Raw genomic sequence first — 18,229 nt, forward strand, 5'->3', positions numbered from 1 at the left:
GGGTCACAGATGCCAAACGTACAGTGAAGAAGTTGTGCAGTTGGTTATCAGTGTCGCCGGCTGGATACTATAAATGGTTAAAGCAATTACCTAACACACGCCATAAAGAGAACAGTTCGCTACTGAAATTTCTAAAGCATATTAGCGACCAGGAGCACTGTATCCCTGGCTATAGAAAGCTCTGGGAGGCAGCGGTAGCGCATGGTTTTGATTGCAGTAAAGGGCGTGTGCAGAGACTATTACAAAGCGTTGGCTATCGTTCAAGGTCAGGTAAGAGGCGCTATACAAGCCGCGCGAAGAAAGAAGGTACAATCAAAGCGAGTAATTTATTACGACGCCAGTTTAATGTTGATACAGCAAATACCGTGTGGGTATCAGACATCACACAAGTACGCTGTAAAGATGGTTGGCAGTATTTGTGCGTCATCCTTGATTTGTATTCTCGTAAGGTTGTTGGCTGGGTAACAAGCCGGATAAACAACGCCGAGTTAGTTATTAAAACACTGAGAAAAGCATGGTCAGCACGCAAACCTGATGGTGCGAACTTGCTCTTTCATTCAGACCAAGGAGCTCAGTATGTCGCAAAGGAAACTGTGAAATGGTTAACTAATAGAGGTGTCACAGTGAGTATGTCTAGAAAAGCCAACTGCTGGGATAACGCATGCTCAGAAAGCTTCTTCGCACAGTATAAAAAGGAGTGGATAAAGAATTTAAATGAACTGAGTCGTAGTGAAATGACAACACAAACGTATTTTTATATTGAAAAATACTACAACTCAATAAGAAGGCATGGCACCCTAGGGTATAAAAGTCCCATGCAGTACGAACAAATTAATTAAACCCCGTGTCTACTTTATCGGGGTCAGATCATTCATCTGATAGCTGACGGCTGAAAGCTGATAGCTCTTTAAATTTCACGCCTACGGGATGTAAAGTAGTGATTTGGAGGGGACAGAAACAAAAAAGCCTCGCGATTGCGAGGCTAGGAAAAATGGTGCCCAGAGGCGGAATCGAACCACCGACACGAGGATTTTCAACCCACGCTATATAACACCTAAAATATTGTTTTTACTAAACTTAATTACAAAAAGTTTCCTATAATTTTCGTCTAGTTAATAAATTCTTTGTTGTTTAGTTAAAAATATAATGTTTTTATGTACTTATAGATTTTAAACGAACTAAACAAATTCAACCTATTGATGATGCCTTTTTTAACGCTCTTTTTCAATCCTTTGTTTAATATCAATGCCTTTCTCTGCAACAGGTTTTAAAGCTTCAACTTTAGCATACCCTCTTCTGTACACCCTTTTAGTTGTTCCAAGGTTCGAATGACCTAGCAATTCAGACGCTTGTGCAATACTTTCACAATCACTTGCAGCTTTAGCCCTAAGATCTCGTTCTTGAAATCGTTGCTCTGGTTTTAATTCACCACTTGCCAAGGCCTTTGTCATCGCTTTATTCCACGCAGTTCTGATTCCTGATGCAGTTAATGGTTTATCACGCTTAGAACTAGCATGGGATGCAAAGAAGTACCAATGAAGTATTGGCATACGCCTCTTTGCTACGTTGCGGTAACCATTTATTTCTTTTAATTCAGAAACCAAGTTAGCTAAATAATCACAATAATTATATTGAATCCTTACTTTGGTTTTTGAGGTTTGCACTTTCAACCCTTCATTTTCACACCAATCTTTGCTGCTTAGGTTGATCATATCGGTTTGCCTTAAACCTGTTGCAAGCTTAAGCTCGATGTATAGCTGAAGCCACCGTGGACAATATTTAAAAAAGACATCTATTTCTTCATCTAAAACGAGTCTATCTCGAGGCCTCTCAGGATTTCTGATTATTCCATTAAAAGGAGTACAATCAATTATTCCCCACCGTACAGCATGGGTCATTAGAGTGCTTAGTAAGGCAAATTCACGATTTCCCCTAACAGGTGCGCCCTCTCTAGCTCTCAAATCTAAGTACTGATAGGCATGACGTGCCCTAACCATAGTAGGGTTCATTGAGCCAAATCGTTTAATAAGGTTCTTAGCTGCTGCAATGTTGCTTTTGTGTGTATCTTTAGCTTTAGTCGGTGAAACTTCTTTCATATACCTATTTATCAAGTCGAACATTGTGCGGCATTCATAGTTTATTTCTGCGTAAGCATAATAATTTCTAAAGGCTTCATGTATGGTTTTACCTAGTCGAATATCTTTTTGCCCAGCCGCTCTTAAATAATAAGTGTCAGCTTTTTTGTTATAGATCATTCCTCTGGGTAGATTTTGATTTTCAGGTGAACGCTTTCTACCCATAGCTCTAATCCTCTAAATTCAACTCAGTGTATTTAAAGATAGAACTATTATTCGAATTTCGCTGGTTTGGGCTTGCACCTAGTTCAGCTTCAATAGATTTACGTAACACTTTTGGCCAGCCAAAAGCATCTAAGGTGAAGGTTATACGCATTACTGTAAGCTGCTCAACTTGCTTCTGGCGTTGCTTTCTGCCAGTAAGTTCAGCAATTTCTTCTTTGGAAAGGAATAAGCTCATAGGTTTCTCACACTAATAAGTTTCCAGTCACTTTTAGCAACCGAAAAATCAAAATAACTCTAATTCCAAACGTAAATTATCCGTCTGGTAATGATTAACTCTTGATTAGCTCACGCAGCTATTGCGTGGCGACTTAAAGCATGATGGCCTACGGCCTCACTAAATATATCTGCTGATTTTTAACGATTTCATCATTTTTCAGCTTTTTTAATATAGTTTGCCATTTTTTAAATAGCAAACACTTTTAGGCGAGTATTAAATTAACTATGAAGTTTTATAGTACCTATTCCAGCAAGGTTGAAGTTTAGATCTTCAAAAGCACTTTCTTTACTGAGTCCAATGCCAAACTCAAGGCTAGAAGCCATAAATGCTTCCATTTCGATGTCATTAGTTATTTCATTCTCTGATTGGTAGCACACAAAGAACTCATGCAGCTTTGAGTAGTAATATTTTTCTTTTGTTAAATAATTCATAACATGACTATCACGTTTGATGAATAGAAGTCTGGCAGGTTTCACTGGAGTAATATCTATACTAAATAGATGATACAATTTAGTTTCTCATAAATTACTACGCTGAATTTTTGGTTGATAAGCTTTGCAAAAGAAGTCTGGTGTCAATACACAAAAAACCCGTATTAATACGGGCTTATGTTTTCTTTTTAGATAGTCGGGCTTTTCTTCTTTGCAGCCTATTTTTAGCTTCTTCCAAGCTAACCTTTGCGCCATTTGGAGTAGGGCTTGTTCTCATTGCGGATCTTAGAATGTTGTCCATCTTAGCACCTCTGAAAAAATTGTTTATTTCTTGCTCAAGAAACTTTCTATATTCTAGTCCAACAGGCTCCGTGTTGTCAAAACTTCTTCTACCCCATATTCTTTTTCTAATAGGTTCCCCCGAGCATTTATCCCAATAAAATGCATACCTTAAAGCACCTTCGATATTGCAACCGTGAATACTCGTATATTTATAACGCTTAGCATAATAATAGAAATCAGATGCAAACTTACCTCCAGAGCCAGTATGTGCAATTCCCGCATTCCATTCAAAAATGTACCCTTCATCTGCTAGGTGGTGTCCTGTGCTAGCTTCGATAATAAGACATCCAAATACATCATTTTTATCAAGAAGATCATAGAACCTATAATATTCATCTTCAGTTACAATACCTAAAAGTTGTGCTTGCTCAAGTAATATAGGGAAATGATCTCCGGAAAAAATAAAAAGCTCGTCATTACTGGAATAAATGTACTTTCTTGTTTCCGTTTCAACTGCATTATGGAATATATCAGTCCATAAAGAATCAACTGCAGCGAACTTCAAAGTTTTTACTATAGCAGTTGTCATATTTAATTATTAAAAATACCTTTCATTTGAGTTTTGAAACTGAGTTAAAACAAAACTTCATAAACTCTACCTTAACGCCCACTCTTCAACCAGATACATTTTTACAAATTTCCTAGAATATTACTATAATCAAATGATTAATTATCTGAATTATAGCCGAACAGAAAAATCAAACGCTGTGACTACTCATAGACAATATGAAAAAACTACCCTACCGTTTAAGAAGCTATTGTTTATGTATGTAAAATCAATATGTCGACTACAAATTATTGTACACATTAGTAAAAGCTTTCCATTTACAAGGAGATCCTATGTTCACTAATTTTCTATTAAAAGCTGCGGAAGTTGCAATTGATGTTTTATCTGAGCCCTTACCTGAAGACTCATACGAAGGTGAGTTTGATATTTATGAACCAAGCTCAAAGTCACTATATACTAACGCAGATGGCAGCACTGAAATTTTGACAGGGTCATCAATGGGCACAAGAATTTCTGATTTGAGTGGTGAGTGATAACCCTTAACTTAACCTTTAAAAAGTCAACGCCCTAAGTAGATTGCCGTGATCTGTTCACGACTATGTCCTAGCTCGCTTGATATTTGCAATCTAGCTTCTTTATCAATAACTTTTTGTTCTGATGTTAATGCTTTGCTTTTAAGACCACCGCTGATTGGGGCTTGTCTGCCTGTTAGTTCCATATAGCGTTTTTGGGCATACATGTGACGTAATCCATGATTTTTATCTAGGCCAACACGGCTTGTTTGCCATTCGTAGCTTTTTAATTGCTGCTTGTAATTTTTATCAGGTCTTATCAATGCACCGCCACCTACAGTTTGCTGTATTTCTTTTAATAAGGCTCGCTGAGTGTCGGTTCTTATTGGCAAAGTCCTAGGACGACCACCTTTAGTCCACGATGATTTTAAAACGAGTTGTTCACCACGTATGGCAAAATTAGGCTTAAACTTAATAGCTTCTTCTCTACGAAGCCCAAACTCTAACTGAAGCTTTAATGATAACTGCACGTAGTGATCTGTTATTTTTTCCAGCTTAGCTAAGTCTAGCTCTTTGGCTTTTGAATCTGTTGGAATGTAACTGCGCTTTTCTAAGTTAATTGATATTGCTTGATTTGCACTGTTATTTGATTTTGGCAGCATCGATGATTTTCCGACTTTTTCAGCCCACCATCTAATGTGCCCAACGCGGTTTTTAATTGTTCCTGGCGAAAGCTTTTCAGCTTGCCAGCGCTCTATCAGGTAATTTACGTGTTTTGGCTTTAATGAATGAACCGATTTTAATCGAAACCCACCTTCTTTAAGCTGTGCAGCAAGTTGCACTAACGCCTTTTTTCGCCCAGCCTGTGTGCTGTAGCTACCATCTTGATTTCTTAGCATTAAGCCTTGTAGTTGGTACTTTAAGTTACTCATAAGCCACCAGTAAGTGATGATTTAAAATAACCTGTTATGCACTTAACTAACTAATTGAACCTATTAATCCAAAAGGTAAGTTTTAAATGCCAATTGCACGTTGGAGCGTACAATTTTCGTATAAATACGAATAGAGGCACAAAGTTCAAAATGGCCTAAATAGCCTCGCCTTAAATGTTTCCCTATTGGGCGTACAAAATAAAACGCAAATCAAGTGTGCTTAGCACTGGTTAGTTAAGTGATAACAAGTCTCCTTTTTAAGCGCCATAAAAGTAATTTTTCATGAATTTCGTATACACAAAATTCAATCAAGGTAATGCAATAAAGCACTAGCTATTGATTAAGAAAAGTTAACTTTTTGGCTTATAGCTACATCACGTTGGTAGCTTTTCGAAATGACAAAGCTGAAAGCTTTGTTTTAAAGGTACGATGGCCAATGGTCTCGTTAAGTAAGTAATTTGATAATGGCATAACCCGCCCATAACTTCAACAAAAGTAACAAGCCTGTTGGTACGGCTGGGTTTGCCCACCGCGTCACTCCCCTATTGCTTCGCGGGAGTGACGCGGTTCTTTTAACTATCTAGGCTTCATCTTCACCTAGCCAATCTAAAGCTGAAGAAAGCTCAACTAAATCATGATAATGACTTTTTGATATACCATTGAAAGGTTCGTTGCAATAGAGATATCTCAACCACAAAATACCAGACTGCCCTTTCGAAAGATCAGTATTAAATGAAGACGATGATTCATTTTGATAAAGTTCTGAAGCTGCACTTTCTAATTTAGTAGGTGAATCGTCTTTTGAGAACGAAAAGTCAATAAAACCCGAGAAGCCAGAAGTACTGTCAAAGAACGGGGAAAATATTTTTTGCAGGTAGTCAGAATAGCTGAACTCGTATAGAGCGCTCGGGTATCGATTCGGTCTTACGAATTTATGAGCCATCAGGTGCTCTGTAATCTCTTGTGGTTCTAACCACATTTTAAGAACCCCCCCTCTATCATTTACAAGCTCAAACAAATAATCATATAAAGTCCATCCCTTACCATTTTCTTTCAACCGCTTGAATTTACCTAAAGCAACTTCCTCGAATAGCTCATTATCGATCTCTTTAATACAATGCAAAGTCGTAAGCATTATCAGATCTATAGCGGAGTTATTTGGCAAGTTTTCTATAGTCGCAATAATTCTATCTGCTATCTGAATTGCAGTTCTAGCTGGTACTTGAAATGAATCGAGGACAATAGCTATATTCTCTAGACTGCAAGTAGCCTCTTTGTTGTAAGGTAAAATTTCTATATATTTATCAGTGAGATAATCATGAGAAAAAACATATGAGTCACAATGGACATCTAGAAAGTTGCTTAAGTCTGGTGACTTCAAACTAAAACGACTATTAAAAAACCTTCCTAAATATAACCTAGCATCAAAACCGATGCCGTATACTGACTTAACAACATGCTGAAGCTGTTCCGTATCTGTTGCTACAACAAATACAACTCCAGGAATATCAAATATATGTTTAATTGTTTCCAGCATTTCAATGGCATAACTTGGCCGACAACGATCTAATTCATCAATCAGAATAAATGCAGGAAACGAAAGTTCTTTTGCATTAACTGTAACTTTGACCCACTCTAAAACTGCTTTTTTTAAGCTATCGATAGCTTTACCTTTACTATCATGTTCTTTAAGCAAGTAACTCACTGCTTCTGATGCTGCATTACTTAGATCAATAGGTTTAGTTTCATCACTATTGTCACCTGTATCTGAGTTTCCTAAAAGATCTAATAAATCTACACCAATAACCTTTTTTGATATTCCTCTGGCCAACCCAGGTGCAGCAGCCTTCAAAAGCCCCAAAATTTTTGGAGGCACTTTTATTAAATCAGAGTCTTTGCCGGATTGCTTTCGAAGTGATGATATTATTGCTGAAAAAACAGTCATCAGAGGGTCATCTGAATAATCTTTTTGCCAAGCATCTACGTACACTACTGGATAATGATTCACTAAATCTTTTTCCCACCTTTTTAAGAAGAAGGTTTTACCTGCTCCCCACCCAGAGTTAAGATTTATCACATAGTTTCGCTTTTCTTCATCTGTTCTACTTGGGTCAAATCCCTGTGAAGATAAATAGCCAGTTAAAAACTCAGCATATTTTGCTCTATTCAACCTATCTTTTGGAAAAAGCTTTCCGTCAATTATTAAATTTTCAGACCAATCAATTTTTATTTTTTTTGACATTTAATTTCCTAAAGAAGACTGCTTTATCAACATTTTTTATTATCTAAAAGTTATTTAAAGGTATCACCAATTAAAGCTTTGAAATAATTAACTTAACTAGGTTTAGAGCTGATTAAAATAGCTGCGTGCTAAACTATCACTAAGTTAAAAGTTAAGCTATTAAAATGACTAAACATCCAGCGTATAGCTAAAAACTGAATTTGTTAACATTACTTAAGCTAAAAAATATCAATGACTGGTTTTAAATGCCTATTAAAAATGAATTCAGATTCATGCAGACACAGGTAATCCCTACCAGAAAAGGCAGTAAAAAGTTTGATTGGTTCTAAATTACAGGATCGCGGTAACGCTCTATTGGGGCAGAAATCGACAGTTGAACACTATGTGTATTCTTAGATTTAACTTTAACTGGTTGTTTAAACCTGAAAATAAATTTACATACATTTTTAAGCTTTTCTTTCACCGCAGACAGCAGGCCAACTTCTAGCATAGTTTCGATCAGCGATTTTACCGTCATATATGCCCAACCTAGCTTATTAGCTAGCTGTGAAATGCTTTGCTGATATGTATCGCGTTTATTTCTTGTGGCAATTTTACCGGCTTTAATTTTACTGGTTATCAAGGCCTGTAGCATGAGCATTTTATGTTGATGGCGAGAGTCATAGCGACTTTTAGAATCAAACAAATGAAGCTGAACAGGATACAAGCGGAATGTATGGCTCGACTGCTGTTTATTAAGCATCTGCGTGTAGCTTTGCAATAATCGATAGCCTAGAGGGTGTTTTACATTTAAATGCAATGTGCGGCTATAGCTCGAAGGATTAGTAGACTCAATTAGCAAAGGCTCTTTTTCGTCTTTTAGTGGCTCTATAAGCTTTTTAAGACCGTTTTTAACTGCATTTATCGAGTAATTTAAATGTTTAGCGATTGCTGACGCTGATGAGTTAAATTTACCATGCTTAGCATGGTGATATGCAATATGCCCCAAAATTAATGTTTGAGTATCTGATTTTGTAGCTGCAAGGACTTCTAAAGCAAAGAACACTTGTTTCTTTTTGCCGCAATGATCACTTACCGTATTTAGGCTTGATGAAAAATTATTTTTTAATTTTCTAGTCAATTGAAATTCGACTGGAACGTTAGTCAGCAATTTTTTGGCTTACCACTAGACACAGGATTACCCTACAGCTAATATAGCCATATAAACATTTTGAGTTGTTTATGAAAGCCGCGTTAGAAACTTAAGTCGCCAAACTTAATCTGAGTTTCTTTATCGCGGTTTTTTGCTTTCTGGCGTTCGCAAAATCGCCTCCGTCAGTTACGACGAATAAAGGTATTTTTGTAGGGAAAGTATGTTTTAGTAGGAAACGATATTTTAGATTTCAGCGGGAGGCTAGGAAAAATGGTGCCCAGAGGCGGAATCGAACCACCGACACGAGGATTTTCAATCCTCTGCTCTACCGACTGAGCTATCTGGGCAAAACAATTAGCTAAATGCTAACTATTAAATAAATGGTGCCGACTATCCGAGTTGAACGGATGACCTACTGATTACAAGTCAGTTGCTCTACCAACTGAGCTAAGTCGGCACACTAAACCTGTGTGCGTTTAGCACTTAATCACATTGTGATTATAAATAATGGTGCCCAGAGGCGGAATCGAACCACCGACACGAGGATTTTCAATCCTCTGCTCTACCGACTGAGCTATCTGGGCATAACAATTAGCTAGATGCTAACTATTAAATAAATGGTGCCGACTATCCGAGTTGAACGGATGACCTACTGATTACAAGTCAGTTGCTCTACCAACTGAGCTAAGTCGGCACACTAAATCTGTGTGCTATGCACAATACTGATGTTTAAATAATAAATTAAACACCAATATATTAAATAATGGTGCCCAGAGGCGGAATCGAACCACCGACACGAGGATTTTCAATCCTCTGCTCTACCGACTGAGCTATCTGGGCGTGCGGCGTATTAAACGGGTTTTGCCTTCTCAAGTCAACTTTTTTTTGAGGATTCTAACTGTTTGCACAGTTTTCAATCAAGATTGCTGTTTTTAATAGTTTTTAGCTTATTTAATCTACAAACTTTGTGCTTTTTGGTTGACCCTCATCATAAAAGGGTTACCTATGTTAAAAACGTGGTGAATTTTTCTTCATAGATGTTAGGATTGTCCAATAATCAAGAATATGCTTAATGATGCTGTATAATTTGTTGGACTAAAGCCATGCCAAGTAAATCAAATTCACCTGTAAAAGGCCTACTACCGCTTTTTATAATCACGAATCTTGTCATCACCCTACTTGCGGTTGTTGCTTACTCTTTTTATCCAACAAGTGAAGTAACTCAGCAAGATAGCAAACCAACTATCACAACGCAGCAATTATCAAATCAGCTTTCAGCACCTCTAATCAGCGCATTAACTATGCCTGGCCAAGATAAAGTAAAAGAGGTTCTCGATTTAAGTCACCTGCTTAATGATGGTTTTGATTACTATTTATATCGATATGAGTTCAACGGCGATGTATCGCTTGTATACGCCAGTAATAAAGAGCTAATCGAAGCCAGTAAAGTTAATCAAAAGCTAGAACAAAACACCCTTATTCATACGGTGTTAGAGTTTAATGATCAACCAGTTGGTGAACTAGTTATAAAGCAACACCCGATTACTGAACCCATTGCGCAGTCTGCAGGTCTTGCATATGGTTTAGCCGCATTGACTTTAGTAGCACTGGCTATTTTATCTTTTGCCTTAAGTATCTTTATTAATAAGCGTTTTACTAAAAGTAGTGAGTCATTAAGCAGTGAGTTAATGGCCATCACAGACAATGCTGACTACCAAGTCCAAGTAAATGAAAACCTAGATTTTGGTTTGGATTCAGTAGCAAAAAATATCAATTTATTACTTAATAAAGTTCAATCAGCAATAACAGAAAACAAAGCTGCTCAGGCAGATTTACAGAAACTACAAAGTGGTCTAGAAAACGAAGTACAAAACCGTACTCTAGCTCTTGAGCAAGCAACTCTCAAAGCCGAACAGGCAAACGAAACCAAAACGACTTTCTTAGCAACTATGAGCCATGAAATTCGCACCCCTATGAATGGGGTTATCGGTACCATTGACTTACTCCGCCAAACCGAGCTTGATGGTGCGCAGCACAGATTAAGTACAATTATTCGTGATTCTGCATTTTCTTTATTAGGCATATTAGATGACATTCTCGATTTCTCGAAAATCGAAGCAGGTAAACTGAATATCGATAATATTCCTTTCTCAGTGTCAGACACCATTGAAGAAGTTGCTCGTGTTTTATCATCGGTGGCCAAAAAGCGTGACCTTGAATTAGAGCTGGCAATTGCGCCTGATATCCCTACAAATTTGATTGGTGATACGGTGCGTGTTCGCCAAGTACTTTATAACCTATGCAGTAATGCAATTAAGTTCACTAGTACTGATGATAAACATAAAGGCCACGTTAAAATCTCGGTAGAGGTGGCTCAAAACACCACTGATCACTACACCCTACGTTTTAGCGTATTAGACAACGGCAAGGGTATGACGCAAGCACAGCTTCGCGAAATCTTTAACCCGTTCATTCAAGCTGAAGGCTCAATCACCCGTGAATACGGTGGTACTGGTTTAGGCTTATCGATTTGTAAAAGCTTAACTGAGCTAATGCTAGGTACCATCTCTGTAACAAGTGATTTAGGTATTGGTAGTGAGTTTGTTGTCGAGTTACCTTTTAGTACACAAGGTAAAGTTGAATATGCTCACAAGCAGGTAATGAAAGACCAACGTGTTGTAGTTGTAACCAATCATGATGGCCGAAAAAAACTACTTACTCGTTATCTATCATTTATGGGGGCAACACCTGTTATTGCTGATAGCAGCGACAAAATCGAAGCTGAACAAGATAAAAAAGATATTATTTGGATCCTCGATGGTATCGAAACCATGGAAGATATTAACTATATCTTACGCCGCTTGCTATACACCTTAGAAGACAATAAACAGCAAGTAATTGTATTAAGTAAGCTAGATGAAGCCGCTGTTAATCATAAAAATATCTTCTACTTAAATGCTGCACCGCTGTGTAAGTCTAATTTTATGATGTCGCTACTAGTGGCGGCAGGTTTACATAAGCCAAAACAAATTGCTTCGGCTAAGTCATTTAACGACTATTTAAGTGTTGATAAAGCCCGCGAAGAGAACAAACTTGTATTGCTTGTTGAAGACAACGTATTAAATCAGCAAGTGTTAACTGATCAGCTCCATCTATTAGGTTATGGTGTTGAAGTAGCTGAAAATGGTGAAAAAGGCCTTGAAGCATGGCGTGAAGGTAAACACTCAATTATCTTGACCGATTTACACATGCCGAAAATGTCAGGCTACGATATGGTTGAAAAAATTCGTCATGAAGCATCGCAGCTTGAAGATATTAACGCTCAACCTTATGTGATTGCTATCACCGCCAATGCCCTTAAAGGCGAAAAAGAACGCTGTTTAAGCATAGGGATGAATGATTACATCACCAAGCCTGTTGAGCTAAATGTGCTCGAGGCCACTTTACACAAATGTGCATACAAAACGAATCCTGAAGCCACTAAACTTGAAGTTAAAAGACCAACAGCGCCTATTGATATGGCGATGCTTGCTAACTATGTAAACAATGATGAAGCAAAGAAACTACGCTTTTTCAAAATGTATTTAGAGCAAAGTAATCAACTCAGTAAAGAAATCAACAGTGGTGTTATTGAGCAAGACTTAGAGAAAATCATTTCAGCCTGTCATCAGCTCAAATCAATCTCAAAAACGATTGGTGCAATGAAAGTTGCAGAACTAGCTGCCGAATTTGAAAAACGCTGCAAAGAAGATGAACTATCAAGCGATGATTTAATTGAACTGCGCGATAGTTATGAAATTGAATACTCCAAAGTAGCTCAATTCTTAAAAGAGCAAATACAAAGAGCTGAGCAAGAAGCAACACATTAAAAAAGGGCCTATTGGCCCTTTTTACTTTTAATTTCTTCGTTTATTTTTCTGGTGGACGGTAGCCTTCAATTTCCACGTCTTTACCTTCAAATAAGAAACCTACCATTTGCTCTTCTAAAAAAGCACGGTGCTCTGGGTCCATCATGTTCAGATGTTTTTCGTTGATCAACATCGTTTGCTTATGTTGCCATTGGCCCCAAGCTTCTTTACTGATGTTGTTGAAAATCTTTTCACCAAGCTCACCTGGATATAGTTGGAAGCCTAAGCCTTCAGCTTCTTTTTGTAACTTTTGACAAAATACTGTGCGTGCCATAATTGCTCTCTACTCTTATTGCGTGATGCTATTGTAATCTATTGCGCTTAATTGTTTAACCAGCTTTTTCGTTGGGGCTGCAAGGCCAACCTCAACTGACTCATCAAGCGGATACCAAACTAGTTGCCGCTCATTAATAAGATCTGGAATACTCGGCAAGGTTAAAACATGTGGGTTGATGGTTAGCTCAAAATGCGAAAATACATGGGTAAAGGCTTCAAGTGCCTGCGTATTCGTTGATAAACCATGCTGGGCTAAAAATGTTTCTAGTTCAGTTAATTCGCTAAACTCAAAAAAGCCAAACAAACCACCCCATATCCCTGAGCTTGGGCGCTTTTCCATGAGTACTTTATTGTCACTGGCTAGAATAAGCTGATGGCATGACTTCTTAGGTACAGCCTTTTTTGGCTTTGAATGCGGGAACTCTTTAACTTTACCTTCTTTAAAAGCAAGGCATTTACTATTTAAAGGGCAAGGCTCACAGTCAAACTTACTTCGCGAACAAAGACTTGCACCTAAATCCATCATTGCCTGATTAAACTCAGTGACCGACTCTTTAGGCGTTAATTGCAACGATAATGACCAAAGGTGATTTTCGACCTTTTTCACTCCATACCAGCCTTCAACCATAAAAAAGCGTGCTAATACGCGTTTAACATTACCATCTAAAATTGGATGATGTTGGCCAAGTGATAAAGACAAAATTGCCCCAGCAGTTGAACGACCAATACCCGGCAAGTCCATCACCTCTTCAAGCGTGGTTGGAAATTTACCTTGGTATTTATCACGCACTATTTTTGCCGTTTTATGTAAGTTGCGCGCACGGGCGTAATAGCCAAGCCCAGTCCAATGGTGAAGCACCTGATCTTCATCCGCATTAGCAAGCGCAATGATGTCAGGAAAGCTTTGCATAAACTTTTCAAAGTAAGGAATAACAGTTACTACTTGGGTCTGCTGTAGCATGACCTCAGAGATCCATACCTTATAAGGGGTTTTATTTAGCTGCCATGGCAGAGTTTTACGACCGTGAAGGTGGTACCAGTCAACCACTTGGTTTGCAAACCAGGTTGACTCCTTATTGCTTAAATTCAAAATAACATCTTTACTTGCTGAAGCTCATTTCGGCCAAGTCTATTGCAGTTAGTTAGGCCAAGCAAGCCGAAGAGGCTCTGCTCTACCTAAATTGCTCGTACATGGTCGCAATATTAATCTCGAAAGATAAACAGCCCCTGACTATTGTACTCAAGGCGCAGGTCAGGGATAATACGCAACCTTTTTCTATAGTCAGTATTTTAATCAGGCCAAAATATATGAGTGACTCAAGTAACCCAAACCTCGAGCAAGCAAAGCAAGAGGGTAAATACATCCGCACGATTCGTAGTTTCGTTAAGCGCGAAGGTCGCCTAACAAAAGGCCAAGCGGCAGCCATCGAGAAGTGTTGGCCAACTATGGGCCTTGAGCACAAAAATGGCATGCTAAACCTAGCAGAAGTGTTTGGTAACGATAACGATGTGGTACTAGAAATCGGTTTTGGTATGGGCAAATCGCTAGTTGAAATGGCTAAAAACGCACCAGAACTTAACTTCATTGGTATTGAAGTTCACCGCCCAGGTGTAGGTGCTTGTTTAATGGATGCCGATGAAGCTGGTGTAACAAACTTGCGCGTATTCGAGCATGATGCGGTTGAAGTGCTTGCTGACTGTATTGCCGATGAAAGCTTATCTAAGCTGCAATTATTCTTCCCTGATCCATGGCATAAAAAACGTCACCATAAGCGTCGTATCGTACAACCAGAGTTTGCACAAAAATTACGTAGCAAATTAAAAATTGGCGGTGTTTTCCATATGGCCACTGACTGGGAAAATTATGCGGAGCATATGCTAGAAGTAATGCAAGTGGCCGAAGGCTACAAAAACCAATCAGAAACTAACGATTACGTTCCTCGCCCAGATTCACGTCCACTGACAAAATTTGAGCAGCGCGGTCACCGTTTAGGTCACGGCGTATGGGATCTAATGTTCGAGCGTACTAAGTAATAAAAGGTAAAAGCAGCATGAGTAAGTTAACCAACCCAAGTTTACTATTGCTTCGTAATGAAGACGAACTTGTTGGGCAATCGATTTTAGTGGTTAACTTTGAGCAAGATGGCTTTTTACGCGAACTTAAAGCGTTAAATCCCGACGCAAAAATTACTGCGTTCAGTTATAACCACGCAAATGCCATGTATGCCAGTAAAATAGCCGGCATACATGCAGTGGTTGATCACACTATTCCAAATGGTAACTACGATTTAGTTATCTACTATTACCCAAAAGCAAAGCCAGAAGCACAAATGTGCCTTGATAACATTCGTGCTGTTTGTCATCAAGATGCGCAACTATTTGTAGTAGGTGAAAATAAAAGCGGTGTTAAATCAGCAGAGAAACAACTAAAAGACCACTGTGGTTTTAGTAACAAGATCGATAGTGCCAAGCACTGTATTCTGTATTTATTCTCTGAGCTTACGCTAAACGATAACTTTGCTATCAGCCGTTACCACAAACAATTCCAAGTAAAAGCCGGCGATATTGAATTTACTGCGATCAGTGTTCCAGGCGTATTTAACCACGGTGCGCTTGATGTAGGCACTGCGGTACTTCTGAATAATGCGCCAACTGTTAATAAGGGTAAAGTACTCGACTTTGCTTGTGGCGCAGGCATTATTGCTACTTACTTAGGTTTAAAGCAGCCTGAGCTTGAATTTGTATGTAGCGATGTAAGTGCTCTTGCAACTTACGCCACTGAGCAAACACTTGCGTTAAATGACCTCAAAGGCCAAGCAATTTTGAGTGATGGCTTAACTGATATTAATGGTAAATTTGACCTAATCATCAGTAACCCACCGTTCCATACGGGGATTGCCACAGATTACACCATTGCCGAAGCATTTCTTAGCTCAGCAAAGCAACACTTGAGCAAGCAAGGTAAATTAACCATAGTTGCAAACAGCTTCTTAAAATACCCACCGATTTTAGAAGCACAATTTGGCCAATACAGCACAGATTTCAAAAATACTAAATTTGCCGTTTACTCAGCTAAATAAAAGTTGAGTAAATAGCTTATTCGTAGCAAAAATATTTTTTAAAATATTTAGTTACTTTCAAATGTCTTTGCTAGACTAAACTCTTACTAATAACAAAAATTCTGGCCTTCTATAGCGCATGCCGATATTTTCGACACAAACAAGTATTCGTAAAGCGTTGACCAATGCGGTAATGCTAGTCACTGCATTATGCTTGTCTTTGTCTATTTCTATTTCGACTTATCTAGACGTAAAAGAACAAAAAGCGCTGATTGTCGATAAAATCTTTATCCTGTCGGAATTAATTGCATACAACGCGCAAATTACGGTGTTATTTGACGATAACGAAACCGAATCTGAGCGCTTAAAGTCATTTGAATCTGTGCCGCTTATTAAAAACATCCATATTTATTCAATCGATGAGTTATCAAATGAGCCAGTGTTTTTTAGTAGCTTTAATGCCAATCGAACCCCACCAGTACCCATTAAGGTTGGCAGTATAGATAACCTATTAGAGCCACGCTTCACAGATAAAGATATAGAGCTAATAACGCCTATCGTATACGAAGGGGATACCATAGGTTACGTGTATATTCGCGGTGGCTTAGACAGGTTAAACCAATATATTAATCGTAAAATTATCATTGATATTTTACTCACCCTATTCGTTTTAGTACTGGTGTATTTTGTTGCTAGACGTATTCAAAAACGCATTGCAAACCCTATTGATGAGCTAAGTAACCTACTGCAAGACGTGTCGAAAAACCATAACTATGATACTCGCGCACAAAAAACCAATATTGATGAAATAAACCAGCTAGCGGGCAGCTTAAATATCATGCTCTCGCGCACGCAAAAACAAATTGAGCGCCACGAAAAAGACAAACAAGAAATAAAACAGCTTAACCAAAGCCTTGAAGAAAAAGTAAATCAACGCACAATCGCATTACGTGAGGCTAACCAAGAGCTGCTCAATACCCTTGAGCGTATGCACCAATACCAAAACCAAATCGTCGAAAATGAGAAAATGGCGTCACTGGGGCAAATGGTTGCAGGTGTTGCTCATGAGGTTAACACGCCTATTGGGCTAGGTATTACAGGCTCAACGCTGTTACGTGACAAGCTGGCAGAAATTCACGCACAGTTTGAACAAAAAACTTTAACTTCAGCACACTTAAAACGCTTTATTAATGACGGCATTGAAAACCTCGATCTTATCTATCGCAACCTTAACCGTGCAGCAGAGCTCGTATCTAGCTTTAAAAAGGTGGCGGTTAATCAAGATGTAGAAGTCAGCACCAAAATCAATTTAAATGATTTATTAAATGATGTGGTGATGTCGATGCGCTCAGAGATTCAATATCGTAATCCTAAAATTACGATTAACTGTAGCAATGACGTTAGTATTGAAACCAAATCGGGGCCGTTACAACAAGTACTACAACAGCTGCTAAGCAACTCTGTTATACATGCATTTAGCGATAGCCAAGATAATGAAATCACCTTTAATGTTGATCGCAACGAAAGTAGCTTGAGTATTCATTACTTCGATAATGGTATTGGCGTTGAGAAATCAATTCGCAAACGTATTTTCGACCCATTTGTAACCACAAAACGTGGTGAAGGTGGCAGTGGTTTGGGCATGCACCTAGTTTATAACTTAGTGACTCAAGCACTTGGTGGTAGCATCGTATACGATGAACTAGCTGACGAAGGGGCTCACTTTATTATAACTCTGCCATTGCAAGAGGGTGCAGCGTAATGAGATTAGTGAGTTGTATCTTATTAGCTTTGCTTGTTGTATGCCCTGCATTTGCCAAATCACCGGACCAAGTTAAATCAGCCTTTTTGTATCAAATTGCTAAGTTCACGAAGTTTAATGACCAAGTGAACCCTCCCCCTATTTCATTTTGTTTTTATGACTTAGATAAAGGTCCTGGAGCGTTCCTTAAAGATAGAAATGAACTGCAAATTAACAAAAAACCAATTAACGTTATATTAGTGAAAAAAACCCAGCAAATTTCTGAACTTTCTCAAGTTTGTGATATCACATACATTGATGAAACATTAGAAAATGATATACTTCCACTTTGGACCGATACAATTTCATTGGATACTTTAACAATAGGTGAAAGTATCAGCTTTTTAGAAAATGGCGGTATAGCCTCTCTGGTTCAAGAAGGAAATAAAATCCGACTGTATATCAATAAGCAGCACGTATTGCAGCATAACTTTAAAGTGCAATCTCGATTGTTAGCTATGGCTAAGTTTTATCCAAATTGATTTTACTTGTTAACAATTGGATCTAAT

The 18,229-nt window shown here is 38.3% G+C and carries 16 protein-coding genes and 6 tRNA genes; 7 read left to right on the forward strand and 15 right to left on the reverse strand.

All coding sequences use genetic code 11. From position 1 onward, the window contains the following. On the forward strand, positions 1-839 hold an 839-nt coding region (locus tag AUR67_RS13265; RefSeq protein WP_082665640.1), incomplete at its 5' end, for an IS3 family transposase. A gap of 153 nt (positions 840-992) precedes the next feature. Here AUR67_RS13265 and AUR67_RS21035 read toward each other — a convergent pair. The 5 genes from AUR67_RS21035 to AUR67_RS13285 all read right to left on the reverse strand — a co-directional run bounded on the left by AUR67_RS21035 (position 993) and on the right by AUR67_RS13285 (position 3,879). After that, positions 993-1,063: transfer RNA gene (locus AUR67_RS21035), tRNA-Phe, on the reverse strand. Between the two features lie 148 nt (positions 1,064-1,211). Then, positions 1,212-2,300 carry a tyrosine-type recombinase/integrase gene (locus AUR67_RS13270; protein WP_058585647.1) on the reverse strand — a complete coding sequence of 363 codons (1,089 nt, stop codon included), beginning with the start codon at positions 2,298-2,300 and terminating at the stop codon, positions 1,212-1,214. A 4-nt stretch (positions 2,301-2,304) separates the two neighbouring features. Further along, positions 2,305-2,535: a DUF4224 domain-containing protein gene (locus tag AUR67_RS13275; protein WP_058585648.1), complete on the reverse strand. Its 231-nt coding sequence runs from the start codon at positions 2,533-2,535 to the stop codon at positions 2,305-2,307. Between the two features lie 260 nt (positions 2,536-2,795). After that, entirely contained in the window at positions 2,796-3,008 is a 213-nt protein-coding gene (locus AUR67_RS13280) for a hypothetical protein (RefSeq protein ID WP_152996531.1), read from the reverse strand. 175 nt (positions 3,009-3,183) lie between these two features. Beyond that, positions 3,184-3,879, reverse strand: a complete 696-nt coding sequence (locus AUR67_RS13285) for a hypothetical protein (protein WP_058585650.1) — start codon at positions 3,877-3,879, stop codon at positions 3,184-3,186. A 311-nt stretch (positions 3,880-4,190) separates the two neighbouring features. On the opposite strand from AUR67_RS13285, the gene AUR67_RS13290 reads away from it, so the two are divergent. Continuing rightward, the gene (locus AUR67_RS13290; protein ID WP_058585651.1) at positions 4,191-4,391 is read left to right on the forward strand and encodes a hypothetical protein; all 201 of its coding nucleotides are present in this window, start codon (positions 4,191-4,193) and stop codon (positions 4,389-4,391) included. A gap of 26 nt (positions 4,392-4,417) precedes the next feature. On the opposite strand, the gene AUR67_RS13295 is transcribed toward AUR67_RS13290, so the two are convergent. The 8 genes from AUR67_RS13295 to AUR67_RS13330 all read right to left on the reverse strand — a co-directional run bounded on the left by AUR67_RS13295 (position 4,418) and on the right by AUR67_RS13330 (position 9,516). After that, positions 4,418-5,302 carry a phage integrase N-terminal domain-containing protein gene (locus AUR67_RS13295; RefSeq protein ID WP_058585652.1) on the reverse strand — a complete coding sequence of 295 codons (885 nt, stop codon included), beginning with the start codon at positions 5,300-5,302 and terminating at the stop codon, positions 4,418-4,420. A gap of 580 nt (positions 5,303-5,882) precedes the next feature. Further along, positions 5,883-7,544, reverse strand: coding sequence for a P-loop NTPase fold protein (locus tag AUR67_RS13300; protein WP_058585653.1), 1,662 nt, complete (start codon positions 7,542-7,544; stop codon positions 5,883-5,885). A 325-nt stretch (positions 7,545-7,869) separates the two neighbouring features. Next, positions 7,870-8,664: a helix-turn-helix domain-containing protein gene (locus AUR67_RS13305; protein ID WP_152996532.1), complete on the reverse strand. Its 795-nt coding sequence runs from the start codon at positions 8,662-8,664 to the stop codon at positions 7,870-7,872. A gap of 283 nt (positions 8,665-8,947) precedes the next feature. Further along, positions 8,948-9,023, reverse strand: a tRNA-Phe gene (locus AUR67_RS13310). Between the two features lie 34 nt (positions 9,024-9,057). Next, a tRNA-Thr gene (locus AUR67_RS13315) sits at positions 9,058-9,133 on the reverse strand. 51 nt (positions 9,134-9,184) lie between these two features. Next, positions 9,185-9,260, reverse strand: a tRNA-Phe gene (locus AUR67_RS13320). 34 nt (positions 9,261-9,294) lie between these two features. After that, positions 9,295-9,370 (reverse strand) — tRNA-Thr (locus AUR67_RS13325). Between the two features lie 70 nt (positions 9,371-9,440). Beyond that, positions 9,441-9,516 (reverse strand) — tRNA-Phe (locus AUR67_RS13330). A 263-nt stretch (positions 9,517-9,779) separates the two neighbouring features. On the opposite strand from AUR67_RS13330, the gene AUR67_RS13335 reads away from it, so the two are divergent. Continuing rightward, positions 9,780-12,545 (forward strand): hybrid sensor histidine kinase/response regulator, encoded by a 2,766-nt coding sequence (locus AUR67_RS13335; RefSeq protein ID WP_058585655.1) that lies wholly within the window; start codon positions 9,780-9,782, stop codon positions 12,543-12,545. A gap of 40 nt (positions 12,546-12,585) precedes the next feature. Here the strand turns inward: AUR67_RS13335 and AUR67_RS13340 are convergent, their stop codons facing one another. Both AUR67_RS13340 and mutY read right to left on the reverse strand, forming a co-directional pair. Next, positions 12,586-12,858, reverse strand: coding sequence for an oxidative damage protection protein (locus AUR67_RS13340; RefSeq protein WP_036970432.1), 273 nt, complete (start codon positions 12,856-12,858; stop codon positions 12,586-12,588). A gap of 15 nt (positions 12,859-12,873) precedes the next feature. After that, complete coding sequence (gene mutY, locus AUR67_RS13345) at positions 12,874-13,950, reverse strand: A/G-specific adenine glycosylase (protein WP_414858339.1); 1,077 nt, start codon at positions 13,948-13,950, stop codon at positions 12,874-12,876. 218 nt (positions 13,951-14,168) lie between these two features. Between mutY and trmB the strand changes: the two genes are divergently transcribed. The 4 genes from trmB (at position 14,169) to AUR67_RS13365 (ending at position 18,202) form a co-directional block, all read left to right on the forward strand. Further along, positions 14,169-14,894, forward strand: coding sequence for a tRNA (guanosine(46)-N7)-methyltransferase TrmB (gene trmB, locus AUR67_RS13350; RefSeq protein ID WP_054560769.1), 726 nt, complete (start codon positions 14,169-14,171; stop codon positions 14,892-14,894). 17 nt (positions 14,895-14,911) lie between these two features. After that, entirely contained in the window at positions 14,912-15,940 is a 1,029-nt protein-coding gene (gene rsmC / locus AUR67_RS13355) for a 16S rRNA (guanine(1207)-N(2))-methyltransferase RsmC (protein ID WP_058585657.1), read from the forward strand. A gap of 118 nt (positions 15,941-16,058) precedes the next feature. Continuing rightward, the gene (locus AUR67_RS13360) at positions 16,059-17,681 is read left to right on the forward strand and encodes an ATP-binding protein (RefSeq protein WP_058585658.1); all 1,623 of its coding nucleotides are present in this window, start codon (positions 16,059-16,061) and stop codon (positions 17,679-17,681) included. Beyond that, positions 17,681-18,202, forward strand: a complete 522-nt coding sequence (locus tag AUR67_RS13365; RefSeq protein WP_054560772.1) for a YfiR family protein — start codon at positions 17,681-17,683, stop codon at positions 18,200-18,202. Before AUR67_RS13360 ends, AUR67_RS13365 begins: the two co-directional genes overlap by 1 nt. The last annotated feature ends 27 nt before the right edge of the window (positions 18,203-18,229 follow it).

This window comes from Pseudoalteromonas sp. XI10 (assembly GCF_001469895.1).
In the GTDB taxonomy this organism is placed as follows: domain Bacteria; phylum Pseudomonadota; class Gammaproteobacteria; order Enterobacterales; family Alteromonadaceae; genus Pseudoalteromonas.

Coding starts and splice junctions, on each gene's coding strand:
- AUR67_RS13335 (WP_058585655.1), top strand. CDS start 9,780: ATGCCAAGTAAATCAAATTCACCTGTAAAAGGCCTACTACCGCTTTTT.
- AUR67_RS13340 (WP_036970432.1), bottom strand. CDS start 12,858: ATGGCACGCACAGTATTTTGTCAAAAGTTACAAAAAGAAGCTGAAGGC.
- AUR67_RS13300 (WP_058585653.1), bottom strand. CDS start 7,544: ATGTCAAAAAAAATAAAAATTGATTGGTCTGAAAATTTAATAATTGAC.
- rsmC (WP_058585657.1), top strand. CDS start 14,912: ATGAGTAAGTTAACCAACCCAAGTTTACTATTGCTTCGTAATGAAGAC.
- AUR67_RS13280 (WP_152996531.1), bottom strand. CDS start 3,008: ATGAATTATTTAACAAAAGAAAAATATTACTACTCAAAGCTGCATGAG.
- AUR67_RS13360 (WP_058585658.1), top strand. CDS start 16,059: ATGCCGATATTTTCGACACAAACAAGTATTCGTAAAGCGTTGACCAAT.
- AUR67_RS13270 (WP_058585647.1), bottom strand. CDS start 2,300: ATGGGTAGAAAGCGTTCACCTGAAAATCAAAATCTACCCAGAGGAATG.
- AUR67_RS13295 (WP_058585652.1), bottom strand. CDS start 5,302: ATGAGTAACTTAAAGTACCAACTACAAGGCTTAATGCTAAGAAATCAA.
- AUR67_RS13285 (WP_058585650.1), bottom strand. CDS start 3,879: ATGACAACTGCTATAGTAAAAACTTTGAAGTTCGCTGCAGTTGATTCT.
- AUR67_RS13365 (WP_054560772.1), top strand. CDS start 17,681: ATGAGATTAGTGAGTTGTATCTTATTAGCTTTGCTTGTTGTATGCCCT.
- trmB (WP_054560769.1), top strand. CDS start 14,169: ATGAGTGACTCAAGTAACCCAAACCTCGAGCAAGCAAAGCAAGAGGGT.
- AUR67_RS13290 (WP_058585651.1), top strand. CDS start 4,191: ATGTTCACTAATTTTCTATTAAAAGCTGCGGAAGTTGCAATTGATGTT.
- AUR67_RS13275 (WP_058585648.1), bottom strand. CDS start 2,535: ATGAGCTTATTCCTTTCCAAAGAAGAAATTGCTGAACTTACTGGCAGA.